Annotated in this window: 16 protein-coding genes; 8 read left to right on the top strand and 8 right to left on the bottom strand. The window is 41.7% G+C overall.

The window, feature by feature from the left end; all coding sequences use genetic code 11:
* Positions 1–73 precede the first annotated feature (73 nt).
* The 6 genes from CLV31_RS06165 (at position 74) to CLV31_RS06140 (ending at position 4958) form a co-directional block, all read left to right on the top strand.
* Entirely contained in the window at positions 74–382 is a 309-nt protein-coding gene (locus CLV31_RS06165) for a nucleotidyltransferase family protein (protein ID WP_111391998.1), read from the top strand.
* Positions 366–707: a HepT-like ribonuclease domain-containing protein gene (locus CLV31_RS06160; RefSeq protein ID WP_111391997.1), complete on the top strand. Its 342-nt coding sequence runs from the start codon at positions 366–368 to the stop codon at positions 705–707. Before CLV31_RS06165 ends, CLV31_RS06160 begins: the two co-directional genes overlap by 17 nt.
* A complete protein-coding gene (locus CLV31_RS06155) occupies positions 704–1723 on the top strand; it encodes a glycosyltransferase family 4 protein (protein ID WP_111391996.1) in 1020 nt (339 codons plus the stop codon). Before CLV31_RS06160 ends, CLV31_RS06155 begins: the two co-directional genes overlap by 4 nt.
* 580 nt (positions 1724–2303) lie before the next feature.
* Positions 2304–3467 carry a dipeptidase gene (locus tag CLV31_RS06150; RefSeq protein WP_111391995.1) on the top strand — a complete coding sequence of 388 codons (1164 nt, stop codon included), beginning with the start codon at positions 2304–2306 and terminating at the stop codon, positions 3465–3467.
* A complete protein-coding gene (locus tag CLV31_RS06145) occupies positions 3468–4187 on the top strand; it encodes a VIT1/CCC1 transporter family protein (RefSeq protein ID WP_111391994.1) in 720 nt (239 codons plus the stop codon).
* A 6-nt stretch (positions 4188–4193) separates the two neighbouring features.
* Positions 4194–4958 (top strand): DUF5995 family protein, encoded by a 765-nt coding sequence (locus CLV31_RS06140; protein WP_111391993.1) that lies wholly within the window; start codon positions 4194–4196, stop codon positions 4956–4958.
* A 21-nt stretch (positions 4959–4979) separates the two neighbouring features.
* On the opposite strand, the gene CLV31_RS06135 is transcribed toward CLV31_RS06140, so the two are convergent.
* From CLV31_RS06135 to CLV31_RS06125, 3 genes are all read right to left on the bottom strand, one after another.
* On the bottom strand, positions 4980–5396 hold the full coding sequence (locus tag CLV31_RS06135; RefSeq protein WP_111391992.1) for a type II toxin-antitoxin system VapC family toxin: 417 nt from the start codon (positions 5394–5396) through the stop codon (positions 4980–4982).
* Positions 5393–5650 carry a DUF6364 family protein gene (locus CLV31_RS06130; protein ID WP_111391991.1) on the bottom strand — a complete coding sequence of 86 codons (258 nt, stop codon included), beginning with the start codon at positions 5648–5650 and terminating at the stop codon, positions 5393–5395. Before CLV31_RS06130 ends, CLV31_RS06135 begins: the two co-directional genes overlap by 4 nt.
* Before the next feature lie 82 nt (positions 5651–5732).
* A complete protein-coding gene (locus CLV31_RS06125; protein WP_111391990.1) occupies positions 5733–6833 on the bottom strand; it encodes a DUF4407 domain-containing protein in 1101 nt (366 codons plus the stop codon).
* Positions 6834–7069: 236 nt separating this feature from the next.
* On the opposite strand from CLV31_RS06125, the gene CLV31_RS06120 reads away from it, so the two are divergent.
* Positions 7070–7732 (top strand): GDSL-type esterase/lipase family protein, encoded by a 663-nt coding sequence (locus CLV31_RS06120; protein WP_181452580.1) that lies wholly within the window; start codon positions 7070–7072, stop codon positions 7730–7732.
* On the opposite strand, the gene CLV31_RS06115 is transcribed toward CLV31_RS06120, so the two are convergent.
* The gene (locus CLV31_RS06115; RefSeq protein WP_111391988.1) at positions 7729–9177 is read right to left on the bottom strand and encodes a hypothetical protein; all 1449 of its coding nucleotides are present in this window, start codon (positions 9175–9177) and stop codon (positions 7729–7731) included. The genes CLV31_RS06120 and CLV31_RS06115 overlap by 4 nt on opposite strands.
* A gap of 67 nt (positions 9178–9244) precedes the next feature.
* The gene (locus CLV31_RS06110; protein ID WP_111391987.1) at positions 9245–10303 is read right to left on the bottom strand and encodes a bile acid:sodium symporter family protein; all 1059 of its coding nucleotides are present in this window, start codon (positions 10301–10303) and stop codon (positions 9245–9247) included.
* Positions 10304–10469: 166 nt separating this feature from the next.
* Between CLV31_RS06110 and typA the strand changes: the two genes are divergently transcribed.
* Entirely contained in the window at positions 10470–12275 is a 1806-nt protein-coding gene (gene typA, locus CLV31_RS06105; RefSeq protein WP_111391986.1) for a translational GTPase TypA, read from the top strand.
* Positions 12276–12937: 662 nt separating this feature from the next.
* On the opposite strand, the gene CLV31_RS06100 is transcribed toward typA, so the two are convergent.
* The 3 genes from CLV31_RS06100 to CLV31_RS06090 form a co-directional block, all read right to left on the bottom strand.
* Positions 12938–13759, bottom strand: coding sequence for a helix-turn-helix domain-containing protein (locus CLV31_RS06100; protein ID WP_072996003.1), 822 nt, complete (start codon positions 13757–13759; stop codon positions 12938–12940).
* A gap of 93 nt (positions 13760–13852) precedes the next feature.
* Complete coding sequence (gene cysS / locus CLV31_RS06095) at positions 13853–15334, bottom strand: cysteine--tRNA ligase (RefSeq protein WP_070562085.1); 1482 nt, start codon at positions 15332–15334, stop codon at positions 13853–13855.
* Positions 15335–15378: 44 nt separating this feature from the next.
* On the bottom strand, positions 15379–15834 hold the full coding sequence (locus CLV31_RS06090) for a TlpA disulfide reductase family protein (protein ID WP_070562088.1): 456 nt from the start codon (positions 15832–15834) through the stop codon (positions 15379–15381).
* Positions 15835–15846: the final 12 nt, after the last annotated feature.

Genomic DNA, 15846 nt, shown 5'->3' with positions numbered 1-15846 from the left:
CTATCTCCAAAAGGCTCAATTTTAAGGAATTGAGCCTTTTTCCGTTTAATGGAAATAAGGCTATCTTTGATTAATGAACCTATTGGAGACAAATCGTGAAGCAATTAACGCTCTTTGTGAAAAACACAAAGTATCAAAGCTTTATGCCTTTGGTTCAGTGCTCACTTCGGCATTTAATGAAGAAAGTGACGTTGATTTTTTGGTAGAATTCCATATTCAAAATATTGATAAGTATGTGACCAATTTTTTCACCCTTAAAGAGGAACTGGAAACACTTTTTAATAGAGAAGTTGACCTTATAGAATATAGGTCAATTAGCAACCCTTACTTTAAAGAAGAAATCGACGAAACCAAATCTCTTTTGTATGAGTCGAAAAATTAAAAAATACCTTTTTGATATTTTGACCTGTATTGATGAAATCGAATCCTTCTTTGATGGAAAAGAAATCACAATCGAACACCTAACTGGAGATCGAAAAACGCTCAGGGCAGTCGAGCGAAATCTTGAAATAATTGGGGAAGCAACCAAAAGATTGATCAAACTTGACCCAAACATCCCAATCTCTGACGCAAATGAGATAATTGGAGCTAGGAACTATATTGCTCATGAATATGAGTCGGTTTCACCTATAATTATTACCAGAACTATTAGGGATCATTTCCCTTTTTTGAAAGAAGAAGTCAAAAAACTCTTGGAGGAAAAATGATCCTCTACACCTTTCCCGTCCGCACCGCATTTATCGACCGTGACCTGGAAATGATCCGTCCGGTAGCTGCAATCAAGCCTTTGGAGTTCACCCAAAGCCCGGTCAAACTTCCATTTTACTTTATTCTCCAGTTTTTTCAACTGCTTTGGTTTTTGCCTCGCACCAGCCAATACCTCTGCTTTTTTGGAGGGTATCACAGCGTCTTGCCGGTTTGGATTGGGAAGGTGTTTGGAAAAAAATGTACCATCCAAGCCGGAGGCACCGATTGCATCAATATGCCTGAGATCGGCTATGGAAATTTCCGCAAGAAATGGCTTCGCATAGCCACCGTTTATTCTTTCAAAAATTGCTCATTGATTTTGCCGGTGGCAGAAGCTTTGGTCAAGCAGGACTATTCTTATGATCCACAGATCAATCCAATGCAAGGATTGCTGAATTTAATTCCTGACTTGAAGACTCCGATTCAGGTGATTCCAAACGGGTTTGATACAGATTTTTGGAGAGACCTCGGAAAAACACGAAAGCCTTTGAGCTTTATTTCCGTGGCTACAGGCACTTCCAATCCTTCAAGGGCAATCGTCAAAGGCTATGATTTGATTGAGAAACTGGCCGAGCAACATCCCAATTGGAGTTTCACTTTAGTTGGCGATTCAGCCTATTTCTCTTCAAATAAGAATATACGGGTTTTGGGGAAAATGAAACCCTACGAACTGCTAGAACTTTACAATTCCCATCAATTCTACCTCCAACTGTCCACCTCCGAAGGTTTTCCAAATGCCTTGGGTGAAGCCATGGCTTCCGGGTGTGTACCGATTGGATCGGCTGTCGGGGCGATTCCGGAGATTATTGGAGATACGGGTATAATCCTCATTCAAAAAAACTATACCGAATTGGACAATCAGGTGCAATTGCTAACCTCGTCGTACCAGTTTCTTCCTTCAGCACGTGAACGAATCAAAACCCATTTTTCCTTTTCCCTTCGAAAAAGATTGTTGATCAATATGCTAGGCTTGTGACACCAATCACTGAGCCGAAGAAGTTCAAAATATACCTTTACTCCCATATTCTGTTCTCCATCAATCAAGCTTGTCAAAATGAGCTTAACGGGAACAAATAGAAGAATTTTGGATTAAAGGGTTAATTAAATGGGAAAGCCTTCGCGAAATTTTCGTGAAGGTTTTTTTGTTTTCGGGCCCATTTTCAGAATCTTATGAAAATCAATTTCTTAAACTCTCGAAAACCATTTTTTCCACTTTTGACATATTTCAAGCCAAATTCAATGATTTTTTTAACCACTTTTTCCAAAACTGACAAAATCTATAAAAAATTGCGCATAAAAAAAGGGAGCCTTTTTTAAACTAGGCTCCCAGGGAGGGTTTATTGTTAATGGATTAAAACCATATAAACTTTGGCAAAGTGCTGGGTTGAGCAGATAATTCGTTCGCTAAAGTTTCTTAAACCTATGAAAACCGAATAAATAATCAAAATTTCAGTAAAAAATTTCAGCAATATTTTTTTACTCATTGATCTCAATTTTAGATCGGCTCTTTGTCAAGGATTTCTTTTTTCTCTTAACTTGAGGAAAACCCGCTCTCCATGAAGAAGTTTCTATTCTTTCTTTTCCTACTATTTGTCATTTACCTGATTGGAATCAATACAGTCCCCCAGTATATAGAAACTCAGCGAAATCCAGTCAAAATCGCGCCCCCCTACTCCGTTTCTTCTGAGGCCAAAGCGCTCTATGACCGCCTTGATTTCATCGCAGACCTTCATTGCGACGCACTCCTTTGGGGAAGGAATCTAAATAAGCGAGGAGATCGCGGCCATGTGGATTTTCCCCGAATGCGTGAAGCCCATGTCGCTCTGGAAATGTTTACCATCGTTTCCAAGTCTCCTGCAGGTCAGAATATGCAAAGTAATTCGGAAGATGCCTTTGACAACATTACCCCACTGACCATTGCCAAGGGAGAAAGCCCTTGGAATTGGTTTAGCCTGATGAACCGAACGCTATCTCAATCCAATGCTTTGGCTGATTTTGTAGAAAATGAGGGAGAAAAAGCCATTTTCATAAAATCTAAGACAGATCTAGAAAAACTGATCTCCATACGGAAAACCGACAAACAAGTCATTGGTGCCATGCTGGGAATCGAAGGCGGGCATGCCCTCGAAGCTTCTCTGGAAAACCTGGATAAAGTCTTCGAAGCAGGAGTTAGGATGATCGGTCCCACACACTTTTTCGACAATGAATTTGGCGGTTCCGCGCATGGAGAAAATAGCGAGGGCTTGACTGATTTTGGCAAATCAGCTGTCCGAAAAATGAATGAGTTGGGAATTTTCATTGATCTGGCCCACTCCTCTCCTGCCATCATCGATGATGTTTTAGAAATCAGTACAAAACCTGTAATAGTTTCTCACACCGGAGTAAGGGCAGTTCTCGATTCACAACGGAATCTCAGTGATACTCAAATTCAAAAAATCGCAGCCAATGGAGGAATTATCGGTATCGCATTTTTTGACATGGCTGTGGGTGAGCCTGAGTTACCAAATATCATCGCATCGATCCAGCATGTCCGGGACCTAGTAGGGATAGAATTCGTCGCCTTGGGCTCTGATTATGATGGTTCAGTAGCTGTTCCATTTGACATTACTGGATTACCACTGATTGTAGAAGGGCTTATGGAGGCAGGATTTTCCGAGGATGAGATTAGAGCTGTGATGGGAGAAAATGTTAAAAACTTTTTCCTGAAAAACCTGAACTAAATGGAGTCATCAATACACCTTACCAAAGCCAACTTTGGAAAACTTCAGGAATACCTCCGGGAATTTGTTTATGGAGGAATTGATGGTGCCGTCACCACTTTTGCGGTTGTTGCCGGGGGATTCGGAGCCAACTTGGACCCGGGTATCTTGATCATTTTGGGATTTGCCAACCTTCTCGCGGACGGATTTTCCATGTCTGTAGGAGCCTATCTATCTGCCAAAAGTGACCAAGACAACTTCACCAAACATGAAAAAATCGAATACTGGGAAATCGAAAATCTGCCGGAACTGGAGCGGGAAGAAATTGCGGGGATTTACCGTGAAAAGGGGTTCAAAGGGGAGCTTTTGGATAAAATCGTGGACCATATCTGTGCAGACAAAGATCTATGGGTATCCGAGATGATGAAGGATGAATTGGGCATGATGCGAGAGACCAAGAGCCCGTTCAAGATTGGTTTAGCGACATTGATATCCTTTGTTTTGGTAGGCCTCATTCCTCTTTTGGTGTATCTCTGGGATTTCTTTTTCCCCTCAGACATCAATACCTTCCTTTGGACGAGTATTTTGACCGGATTTGCCTTTTTGATCGTGGGCTGGCTCAAAGGGATTGTCAATCAGACCTCAGCCTTGCGAAGTATTATTGAAACAGTCGGTTTGGGTTTACTGGCCGCAGTGGTAGCCTTTTATGTGGGAGATATTTTAGAACAATTTTTCAAATAATTTTTCATGAAAACTATTGAAGAAGTCCTGGTCCGCATGGATCAAATTGTGGAGGAGTGTAAAAATCAACAAAGTCGAATCGGCTTTTTCGCCATCCTTTACCGACAGGTCACAAGGCGAGTTTGGGATGGGATTTTAGCCGGAGAATTTGAAGACAACCCCCGAATGGAAGTCCTGGACGTACTTTTCGCCAAGCGGTTTATTGATGCTTACGAACTTTGGAAAACAGGACAAAAACCAACCGAAAGCTGGAGATTGGCTTTTGAGGCAAGCAAAAGTTCCGGGCATCTCACCCTCCAACACCTTTTCCTCGGGATCAATGCCCATATCAACTTGGATTTGGGAATTGCCGCTTCAGAAACTATGAAAGGGAAAAATCTGGCAGCTATCAAGGGAGACTTTGACAAGATCAATTCAGTCCTTGCCGAGTTGGTCGACGGAGTCAAAGCCAATATCAGCATGGTATCTCCGATTTTTGGTTGGCTGATCCCACTGGCTAAAGGTAAAGATGAAATGCTGCTTAACTTTTCCATTCAAGTCGCCCGTGATGGTGCATGGAAATATGCCGGCGAATACCATGCATATCCAAACAAAGACTTTCAGATTCAGGATCGGGACAAAAACATCTCCGCACTTGCCAAAAAGCTGATCAATCCGGGGAAATTTCTGGGTTTCTTGATCAAAATCGTAGCATTTGCTGAATGGAAATCGGTGAGCCGAACGATGGATCAATTGGATCAGGTAGCCAATGAAACCCTCCAAGGGTTCTAAACCCTTGGAGAGTTAAATCATTTAAAACACCACCTCTTCCAGAAACTTCCGACAATCAAAGACTGGAATCTCTGAAAAATAGAAACCTTCGGAATCTTCGGTAATGATGGCTTTGCAGTCATGCTGCAAAGCTGAATAATACTCCAAACCATCCTCAAAATCCATCACACTGGGATTTGAAACAGCGTTTTTAACGGTTTCCGAATCCACGGAGGCAATGTGAAGTTTGGAAGAAAGAACCTGCATTTTTTGCTTGGCTTGGGCGGTTCCACATTTTTTCTCCGCAAAATAAAAAGCTATAGCCAAGCAAATCGGAGTGGTGTAGAGTTGGAATCGCAGCTGATCCGCCAAACTTAAAATCCGGGCAGAATGCGGAAAAAGTGGGTATTCCTTATTCAACACGGACACCAGCACGTTTGCATCCAGAAATACCCTCATTTTTTACCTTCGAAGAACTCATCCTTCATGGCCTTGCGACTGGAAGGCATGCGCTTATATTCCACTTCACCCTCGGACACCATATTCACCCAATCGGAAATCGGAAGCTCCTCCAAAGACTTGTAGGTCTTGGAAGTCATCTGCGCATACAGAAACTCGGTCAGGCGTGAAAGACTGATGTTATTTTGGTCGGCAAAATCTTTGGCTCGGTCAATAATGTCTTTATTGAAAGACAAGGTGATCTTGGTGTCCATAACTCGTTGATTTTTAAATGCACCGTAAAGAAAAATAAATTTACACGTAAATCAAAACAACCCCTTGATTTTCTTTCCTTTCTCATTCCCAATTGGCCAGTTCCCGATCAGTTTCGGCCCGGTTTTTTCGATTGGTTTTTTCCTTTTTCAAATCTGTCGCATAGAAATGCGTATCCTGAAAATAACCCACCCGAGCTTCTGATTCCCCTTTGGCGATGGTCCATTTTTCTCCTTTAAAAAGCTTCACTTTCTCTTCATGTAGTTCCAAAAGTTCATCATACGGCCCACGACTGGAGATCAATTTGACAAAAATCGGAGCCGTCTCGATCGCGATGAAAAGCAGCATAATAAAGACATTAGCCAAGGCCATAGCGGAGCTCTCTTTAGTCAAAGCAGACAGCGCATCCATCCGTGCCGCCAACCCGTCAAATCCTTCGATACCGGGTTGCTGCTTTTCAAATTCCGCCTGACGCAAAGCCATAAATTCCCGGATTTGAGCTTCAAGGGTATCGATCCTGACTTGATTTCGCTTTCGAAGGTCATCCAAAGCAAGCTGTGCTGCGTCCAGTTGTTGCTCCTTTTTCTTCGCATTGGTACCCAAACCAACTATACCGCTGGTTCCTGAGGTTTTCTCGCCAAAACGCTCCGCATCGTATTCCTTTTGAAGCTGGTCTCGAAAAGCTTCTGCCTGCGACACCTCGGATTTCAATGTGTCAATTTTGGCTTCCAATTCCTGAATTTCCGGAAATCCCTTCGCAAGATTGGCTTTGGACTGGGCGATAAACTCGGTCTTTTTTTCATCCAACTTTCGGTTGATCTCCCGCTCAAACATTTTCAATTCCAAGGGCTTAGAAATCACCAAAGCCAGCAATACAGCCAAAACCAACCTCGGGATGGCAAGTTTCCATTCCGCCCATGCATTTTCCTTTTTTCGCATGCTGGACACGATAAAGCGGTCCAGATTGAAGATCATCATCCCCCAAAGCAGTCCAAAAAAGATAGCCGGAAGTAAGGCTTGGAACACCGTAAACAAGGCATAGCCAGCGGCCAAGGCGGCCAAGACTCCAGTAAAAAAAACTGTTGCCCCGATCCCTACATACTTATTGGATTCGGTAGGTATACGCTTCAGAATGGCAAAATTGGCACCGCTGCAAAACCAGAAAAACCGGGTGATCGAATTCATAGCAAGGGGATTTGGTAGATGAATAGCTGTATAACGCGAAAACACGACCAAAGAAATCAACCGAGCTGTCAATTCATTGATTTTGGGATGAAAAGGGTCGATTTTGGGATAGAAAGTGGCTTTTTGATCCTCACGGAATGCTGATGGACAAAATCAAAAACTGCTCGGCATGTTCACATTCGGTCAGGAGGATGAACGGTTTTGGTTCAGGTGATTTTTGATTTATGTTTGAGGCTATGAACAGATTTTCGCTTCAACTATTCTTCTTATTGGCTTTAATCAGTCAACTGGGTTTTGCACAGCAAGTACCATTTGAAAACGAGGTTAAACAAATTTCAGCCAAGTATGACAGCTTAGGCTGGAAAGCAGGATCGACGGTGTTTACCGGAAGCTCAACGATACGAATGTGGAGTAACCTGGAAGAAACTTTTCCTCAGGAAAATCTGATCAATACGGGTTTTGGAGGCTCCAAAGCAGCCGATCTCGAACGGCATCTTTTTCCGCTCGTGATCAAGTTTGAGCCGGCCAGAGTGTTTATCTATGAAGGAGACAATGACATTTGGGCAGGCGTAGAAGTCGCCGAAATCCTGACTAGCTTGGATAATATCGTGACCCGCATTCACCTCATCAATCCCGAGGTAGAAATCTACCTAATCGGCGCCAAGCCGAGTCCTTTGAGATGGGAGAAAAAGGCGAACTATCAGATTTTCAACCAAAAACTGTCCGAATACTGCCTAGCAAAGGAAAAAGTGGAGTATGTCGATACTTGGAAAGCTTTTATAAATTCCGATGGAAAACCACGCCCTGAATTGTATATCCAAGACCAGCTCCACTTAAATCAGGACGGCTATTTGATTTGGGGGGAGATTTTTAAACCATACTTTCCCAATCAAAACTAGGTTGTCGCTTTGTTCAGCTGTTTTAACTGTCTATTCAGGACTTTAAGAGGGATTTTATAACCTACATCGAGCATAAAGCCATTCAAGTTTCCAAAGCTTTCCACTGACACAGGGACTCCCTCTATTAAGTAGTTAGCGTTTAGTTTAACAAAATCAGGAGAAGCAAAATTTCCGGAAAGTTTAACCGTCAAAAAGCTGGAGTTGAAAATAGACATTTCAGCAAAAACGCCAGCATTATATACAAATCGACCATGGATTAAATCTCGGTCGGTAGCTTCTACACTGGTGTATTCATACCTCTTTTGATCAAATTCCACCGAACCGCTCCCTCTTGAAAAGAACCAGGATTTGCTTTGATCCCGCAATCCAAAATAAGTACTGAAACTGGAGCCAAATCTTACTGTATTTTGCCCATTCAAAGGAATATGATACTTAAAAGTCAATGGAATCACTGGCATATCAAAGTGCTCCCATCTTATGATTAAAGCTTCTACTCCGTCAAAATCGATTTGATAATTGGCATTATAGCTAAAGTTTCCATACCCAGACTCGATTGAAAATCTATTGTAATTGTAACCCACTACCGCTTGAAACTGTCCACTCATGTTCGTGTAAGGGCTATCATAGAAAAGCGCATTTTCCCTCCTTCTAAAGCCTCCATAAAGCATTGCATATAAGCCGTTTTCTAAAGAAAGATCATGCTTAAGCAACTTATTATCATTATACAATCTTTTTGGAGCACGGCTTCCAAATGATTTTAAATTATGCCCATTAATTCCGTACCCGAGAAACATTCCCAGATATGAGCCTCTGCTTTTTGCAGACAAGACATGTTCCAATCGCTCATTATACCTGACAGCCGCATTCATTTGATCCATTAGGATCAGACCTTTTTGATATCGGAGACCTCCCAGAAAATAATTACCCCTTCGATTGTAGATTTTATAACCTCCTTCAACTCTAACTCCCAATCCCAAATCAGACATGGATATCACGCCAAGAGGAATATCATTCCAGACCCGGCCTCTGTCATAAACGTCCAAATCCGACGGGCTTCTCATCAAACTCACACTTGGCTGTAGGAAAAAATTACCCCAGCTTTTCCTAGCACCTATGGCAATTAATGGAATCCCATGTGTCGAATAACCTGTAATTTGCAGGGTATCGATTGCCCTCGATATTCCATAAGTTCCTAATTCCCGCTTAAAAAATTCCAATTGAGCGGTGATCTGCCAGTCGTTCTTCAAACCCCAAAGAAACGTAGACCCAAAATGGTATTGCAACTCATTTGAAGGAGAAATAAAGTCATTTCGAGGTATCAATTCATATGGAAGAAAAGCTTGGGAAGGCCCTGCATATAGCTCAAAGCTGAATTTCTCCTGAGAATAAGAAGTGACTGAAAGGCCAGTTAATAAACAAGCAAGAATCAAAATTTTATTTTTCATAAAAAGCAATGTTGTAAGGTCTAGCTATTAAACTAAACTTTAATGAAAAAATTATCCTTAGGTCAATTTATTTTTTCCTACTCCAAAAAGTCGCCAAAATCGATCCCGTTACATTTTGTATCGGTCCAAATACAGCCGGGGCTAAACCTACAGTGGCGATTTTCCCAAGAATATTGGAAAGACCAGAAGCCAAGCCTGCATTTTGCATCCCCACCTCTATCCCGATCGTGCGAGAATCTTGCTCGGACATTCCAATCACCTTCGAAAACCCATAGCCGATTCCATACCCCAAGAGGTTGTGAAGCAGCACCAAAAGGATCAAAATGGAGCCTATTTCCAGCAACGCGTCACGACCGACAGCCGTGATCACCAAGATGATAAGTGCAATTCCCAGCATGGAAACTAGCGGAAGAAGCTTTTCGACCACATTAGACTTCCCCTTGAGCAGCTGATTGATCACCAAACCAGCTCCTACGGGCAAAAGAATGATTTTGAAAATATCCCACATCATTTTCAGCAAGTCAATCTCTATAAACTGGCCTGCTAAAACTTTCATCAACACCGGCATCATAAAGGGTGCAAGAAGTGTGGAAATCGAAGTCAAGGTTACTGAAAGTGCCACATTGGCTTTCGCCAAAAAAGCCATCACATTGGAAGCGGTACCTCCGGGAGCACAGCCTACCAAAATAATCCCGGCTGCGACCTCAGGTGCCAGCCCACTGACCTTAGCCAAGCCAAAACCTACCAAAGGCATAATCAAAAATTGAGATAAAACTCCAATAGCCACAGATTTGGGACTTTTGGCCACAGCCGCAAAATCCTTCCAACTCAGCGTCGCCCCCATCCCAAACATGATCATCTGTATCAAAGGATTGATGAGGCCTGTAAGTTTGAAGCCATTAACTTCCTGAAAATACTGAGGGAAAAACATGGCTAAAGCCACCACGCCTAAAATAGCCACAGGAAAGCTAAACGGCTTTAATTCTTCTTTTGCCTGAAAGCCCAAGCCAAGAAAAAGCCAAAAAGCAACCAAAATCCAGCCTGAATCCTCAAGTCCATTTAACCACCATACCAAAATCCAACTCAAAAAAACCAAAGGTGAAGCGCGTAGAATAAGTTTGAACATGGCTTGGTGTTTTCAGACTTGAAATAGTGTTTTTTTCTTCAGTCTATCAAACCCGAAGAAAGGTAACTACCTAGTGACTGGACTTTTGCAAATTCAGAAACTTCACAGGCCGATAACTTTACTCCGAAATATTATTCTTACTTTTGCACCCTCAATAAGGCAAACCATGCAGAATATTCGGAATATCGCGATCATCGCACACGTTGACCACGGTAAAACAACTTTGGTGGATAAAATCATCCACGCTTCAAAAATCTTTAGAGAAAATCAGCAATTCGACGACCTGATTCTCGACAACAACGACCTGGAACGTGAACGCGGTATCACTATTCTTTCTAAAAACGTATCCGTACGCTACAAAGACCACAAAATCAACATCATTGACACTCCAGGTCACGCCGACTTTGGTGGAGAAGTGGAGCGAGTATTGAAAATGGCTGATGGAGTAATCCTTTTGGTGGATGCTTTCGAAGGTCCTATGCCTCAGACTCGATTTGTATTGGGAAAAGCCCTTGCGTTGGGTCTTACTCCGATCGTCGTAGTAAACAAGGTAGACAAAGAAAACTGTCGCCCTGACGAAGTACATGAATCAGTTTTTGAACTGATGTTTAACCTAGACGCAACCGAAGAGCAATTGGAATTCCAAACACTTTACGGTTCGGCCAAGCAAAACTGGATGGGTCCAGACTGGAAAAATCCAACCGACTCCATTCTTCCACTTTTAGATGCGATTTTGGATCACATCCCTGCTCCAAAAATCTCCGAAGGAACTCTTCAGATGCAAATCACCTCTTTGGACTACTCAAACTTCGTAGGTCGTATCGCAATCGGACGTGTAGCAAGAGGCACTATCTCTGAAAACCAGCAGATCGCACTTTGCAAAGCGGATGGTTCCATCAAAAAAATGCGCGTTAAAGAGCTTCATACCTTTGAAGGTCTTGGAAAAAATAAAGTACAGACCGTAACGGCAGGAGATATCTGCGCGGTGACCGGTATTGAAGACTTCGAGATCGGTGACACCATTGCTGATGTAGAAAATCCTGAGCCACTTCCTCGTATCTCCATCGATGAGCCTACGATGAACATGCTTTTCACGATCAATAACTCACCATTCTTCGGTAAAGAAGGAAAGTTTGTGACTTCCCGTCACTTGAGAGATCGATTGATGAAGGAGACCGAGAAAAACTTGGCGCTGAGAGTAGAATCGACTGATTCAGAAGATCGATTCCTCGTTTATGGACGTGGTATTCTTCACTTGTCTGTTTTGATCGAGACCATGAGACGTGAAGGCTATGAACTTCAGGTAGGCCAGCCTCAGGTGATTTACAAAGAAATTGATGGAGTGAAATGTGAGCCTATCGAAACTTTGGTGGTGGATGTTCCTCAAGAGACTGCCGGAAAAGTAATCGAATTGGCTACTCAGCGTAAAGGTGAATTGCTGATCATGGAGCCAAAAGGAGATCTTCAACACCTAGAATTCAAGATTCCTTCCAGAGGCTTGATCGGTTTGAGAAATAACGTACTTACAGCCACTCAAGGTGAAGCGATTATGAATCACCGATTCACTGCCTATGAGCCATTCAAAGGTCCAATCCCAGGCAGAATCAACGGTTCCTTGATCTCTATGGAAGGCGGTCCATGTACTGCTTATGCGATTGACAAGCTTCAGGATCGTGGCGTATTCTTTATTGAGCCAGGTGATGATTTGTATACAGGACAGGTAATCGGAGAGCATTCCAGAGACAACGATATCGTAGTCAATGTGCAGAAAGGCAAGAAATTGACCAACATGCGTGCTTCAGGCTCTGATGACAACGTAAGAATCGCTCCTCCTAAGCGTTTTTCTTTGGAAGAATCCATGGAATACATCCAAAAAGACGAATACTTGGAAATCACTCCAAAGTCTATCCGAATGAGAAAAATCTATTTGGATGAAAACGAGAGAACTAGAATGGCGAAGAAAGAAGACTAATCTTTCTAACCCAATACTGACTAAGCCCTTCATCACTTGAAGGGCTTTTTTTATGGAAAAAAGATTAATATAGCACAAAGTGACTAATAAAGAGTAGTTTACAAGAGAGGAAAACTCTATCGGTAACGATTTAGTAATGGTGCTTATTACATTCTTTTTCATTTGATTACCTTGTAAATCAATATTGCAAATATAAAAAATAAAGGGTAGAGTACATTGGCTCTTTACCCTTTATTTCGACTTACAAAGTTATTGCGGAGGTTGCTCATTTGTGTGCTCCTACAATTGCGCATTACCGTAATCCCAATAGTATGAGCCCTGCTTTAGTATAAGACATGGCAAGGTGTATATAGAATATGTACCCAAACAGAGAGATACAGAATGCTTTAGATATATGGCTTAAGCAAAGGCTGGTAGTTTGACCTATCCATGTACCAGGAACACTGAGCATAAAGCTATGGTGCTGTTTTATATCCATAATGACAGCCTTACTGAGTTAGAGTTTTTTTCAAGACATTAAAAACTCAGTCAATCAGGTCGCACAATAATTAAATCGAAACCTATTAAGATCGATTTACCCTACTGTTCAAGATCTGCCCTTAAAGAGGTCTACGTTTTTAATTGCTATGTTTTTAAGCCTAATCCGCCTAAATTCTCTTCTTTTATTTGAGTCGAAATTCGGTAGGAGAAATACCTGAGAGTCTCTTGAAAAATCGGCTGAATACCTGCACGTTTTCAAATCCGAGTTCGTACGCTATTTCAGAAATATCCCGTTTTGTATAATGCAGCAAGTTTTTAGCCTCTAACAGAATACGGTCATGGATAAGCTGAAGTGGTGATTTTTCATCAATCTTCTTAAAGGTATTGGTAATGGTCTTTGGTGATTTGTGTAATAAACCTGCATAGTAAGAGACGCTATGCTGCTCCTTAAAGTTTTGTTCAACCAGAAAATTGAATTCCCTTATTAAATTATGCTGACTATCGTCGATGAAAGACAAGGTACCTTGCATTTTGTATATTCTTGTGCACAGTATCAGGATGCGCTTGAGGACAATTTGCAGCATTTCAAGCTGCAATTCGTCTTTCATTTCTAATTCCATATCGGTTAGGTTCCAGGCATCATTCATTATCGCAAATTGCGGCTCCTGAACCGAAACAACCGGTATTTTTGCAGGTGTATAATACAATACACCTTTACAGCCGACTTCGCTATCATGGTTAATTATGCAATAGAATTCTGAATTGAACCGAAGCATTTTCATAGCGTTAATCTGCTCATATTGCACATGATGGTATTGAGAGAGACTAACAATCTGGTTGTTATTAAAAGTTTGGTGAATGCCATCGATGATCAATTTGTTTCCGTCAGATTGAAACCACAGTAGCTGCAGAGCCCCAGATACAATCGGCCTAAAGCTTCTGAAATTGTCACAATCTACATACTCCAACTCAAAGTATTCGTTCTGCTTTCCTTGATAGATCATATTAATATTCAATTTAAAGTACTTCTATATTATTATCAAAAATACATATAATCTCAAAACACAATTTAATTTAAAGCGAATCTTTAAATCAGATCAATAGTTAAAAGTTGTTTCTTCCTTTGAATCATTCAATTTGATAGCTAACTCAGCGAGTCGGTTGCGTATCTGATCTGACAAAGTAAAGTTTCTATCTGCTCGCACCTTATTCCTAATTTCAATTAGTAATTTGATTGTCCCGTCGAGTTTTTCAGCGTAGCTGTCATACACACCCGATCTCATTTCCAATCCTAGTACGTCAAAAACAAAGGTTGAAATACCTTTATTGAAATGTTCCAGATCGGTTGCTGAAAGTATGGCAGTCTTGTCTTTCAGTTGATTAATATACGTAACGCCTTCAAAAAGGTGTGAGATAAGTATCGGCGTATTAAAATCGTCATCCAACGCCTCATAACATTTGGCTTCCCAACCAGCGATGTCGAGTGTCGATCTATTTCCAGGCTCAAGCTTCGATAAGCTATTTATCGCTTTCATCAGGCGGTCGTATCCTTTTTCAGCAGCCAGGATCGCCTCATTCGAAAAATCCATAATACTTCGATAATGCGTTTGTAACATAAAAAAACGCGTCACCGAAGCTGAAAACGCTTTGCTAAGAACAGGATTGTCGCCAGCCAAAATCTCATCTGGCAGAATATTATTTCCACTAGATTTGGACATTTTCTTTCCATTCAGCGTTAACATATTGGCATGCAGCCAGTAGTTAACCGGTGCATGGCCCGTGGAGGCTTCTCCCTGAGCTATTTCACATTCATGATGTGGAAATTTCAGATCCATACCTCCACCGTGGATGTCAAATCTTTGCCCAAGGTATTTTGTGCTCATTGTGGTGCACTCCGTATGCCATCCCGGAAAACCATCGCTCCACGGCGAAGGCCAGCGCATTATATGGTGTGGATCAGCACGCTTCCATAGCGCAAAATCCTGTTCATTCCGTTTGTCAGACTGGCCGTCAAGTGGTCTGGAGTTATCAAGCGTGTGTATCAGGTCCCGATGGCTGAGCACACCATAATCGTAATCCTCACTATACTTTGCCACGTCGAAATATACCGATCCATTCGATTCGTAGGCATAGCCCTTATCTATGATGTTCTGTATGACATTGATTTGCTCAATCATGTGACCGGTCGCCGTTGGTTCAATGCTTGGCGGCAAAAGGTTGAATTTTTGGAGGATATCATGGAAATCAACGGTATAGCGTTGAACAATTTCCATTGGTTCAAGTTGTTCCAAACGCGCTCTTTTTGCAATTTTATCTTCACCGCTATCTGCATCATCAACCAGGTGTCCTACATCAGTGATATTACGCACATAACGGACTTTATAGCCTAAATGCAGAAGATAGCGATAGATGATATCGAACGAGAGGAATGTCCTTACATTACCAAGATGTACATTACTGTACACCGTCGGACCGCAGACATACATCCCAACGTGACCATCTTGAATCGGTGTGAATATTTCTTTTTCGTTCGAAAGTGAGTTATATATTTTCAGTGGATGATCTTTATATATAGTCATATTGAATATTCAAAAGTTGCAATGTTTTGAAGGTAAATTCTAATTCACTTTTCCAACTCTTCAATAATTGCGTAATCTAACCATAATAATGCTCGATTGGGATCCGAACCAAATATGGAACGGACTACCTTACCGTTTTTATCTACCAAAACCCAGTGAGGTGTCCCCCCGGCTTGGTAATCGTGAAAAGTGGTGGCCATACCGGCATCCCTAAAAACCGGAAACCTAACATGCAATGACTTTAAATTTTCAATAATTTCATCATTGGTATATTCGGGACCTTCAAAATTGCTATGAATCCCTAATACGTTCATCTTGTCCCCGTGTTCATACGCCATTTTATTGGCAAATGGGATAGCTCTTCCTACACATCCCGGACAGCCTAAATAGAAAAACAAGATCAATAAGGGTTTTCCTTTGAAGCTATCGTAATGTGGAAGATCTTTCTGTCCGATACTTTCCAAATGCCAGGGTTGGATTTGGTTGTTCAAAATTTCCATAACAATAAATAT

Origin of the sequence: Algoriphagus aquaeductus, from assembly GCF_003253485.1 — a bacterium.
Classification (GTDB): Bacteria; Bacteroidota; Bacteroidia; order Cytophagales; family Cyclobacteriaceae; genus Algoriphagus; species Algoriphagus aquaeductus.
The sequence above is the reverse complement of the archived record's forward strand: the minus strand, read 5'-3'. Positions and strand labels throughout refer to the sequence as shown.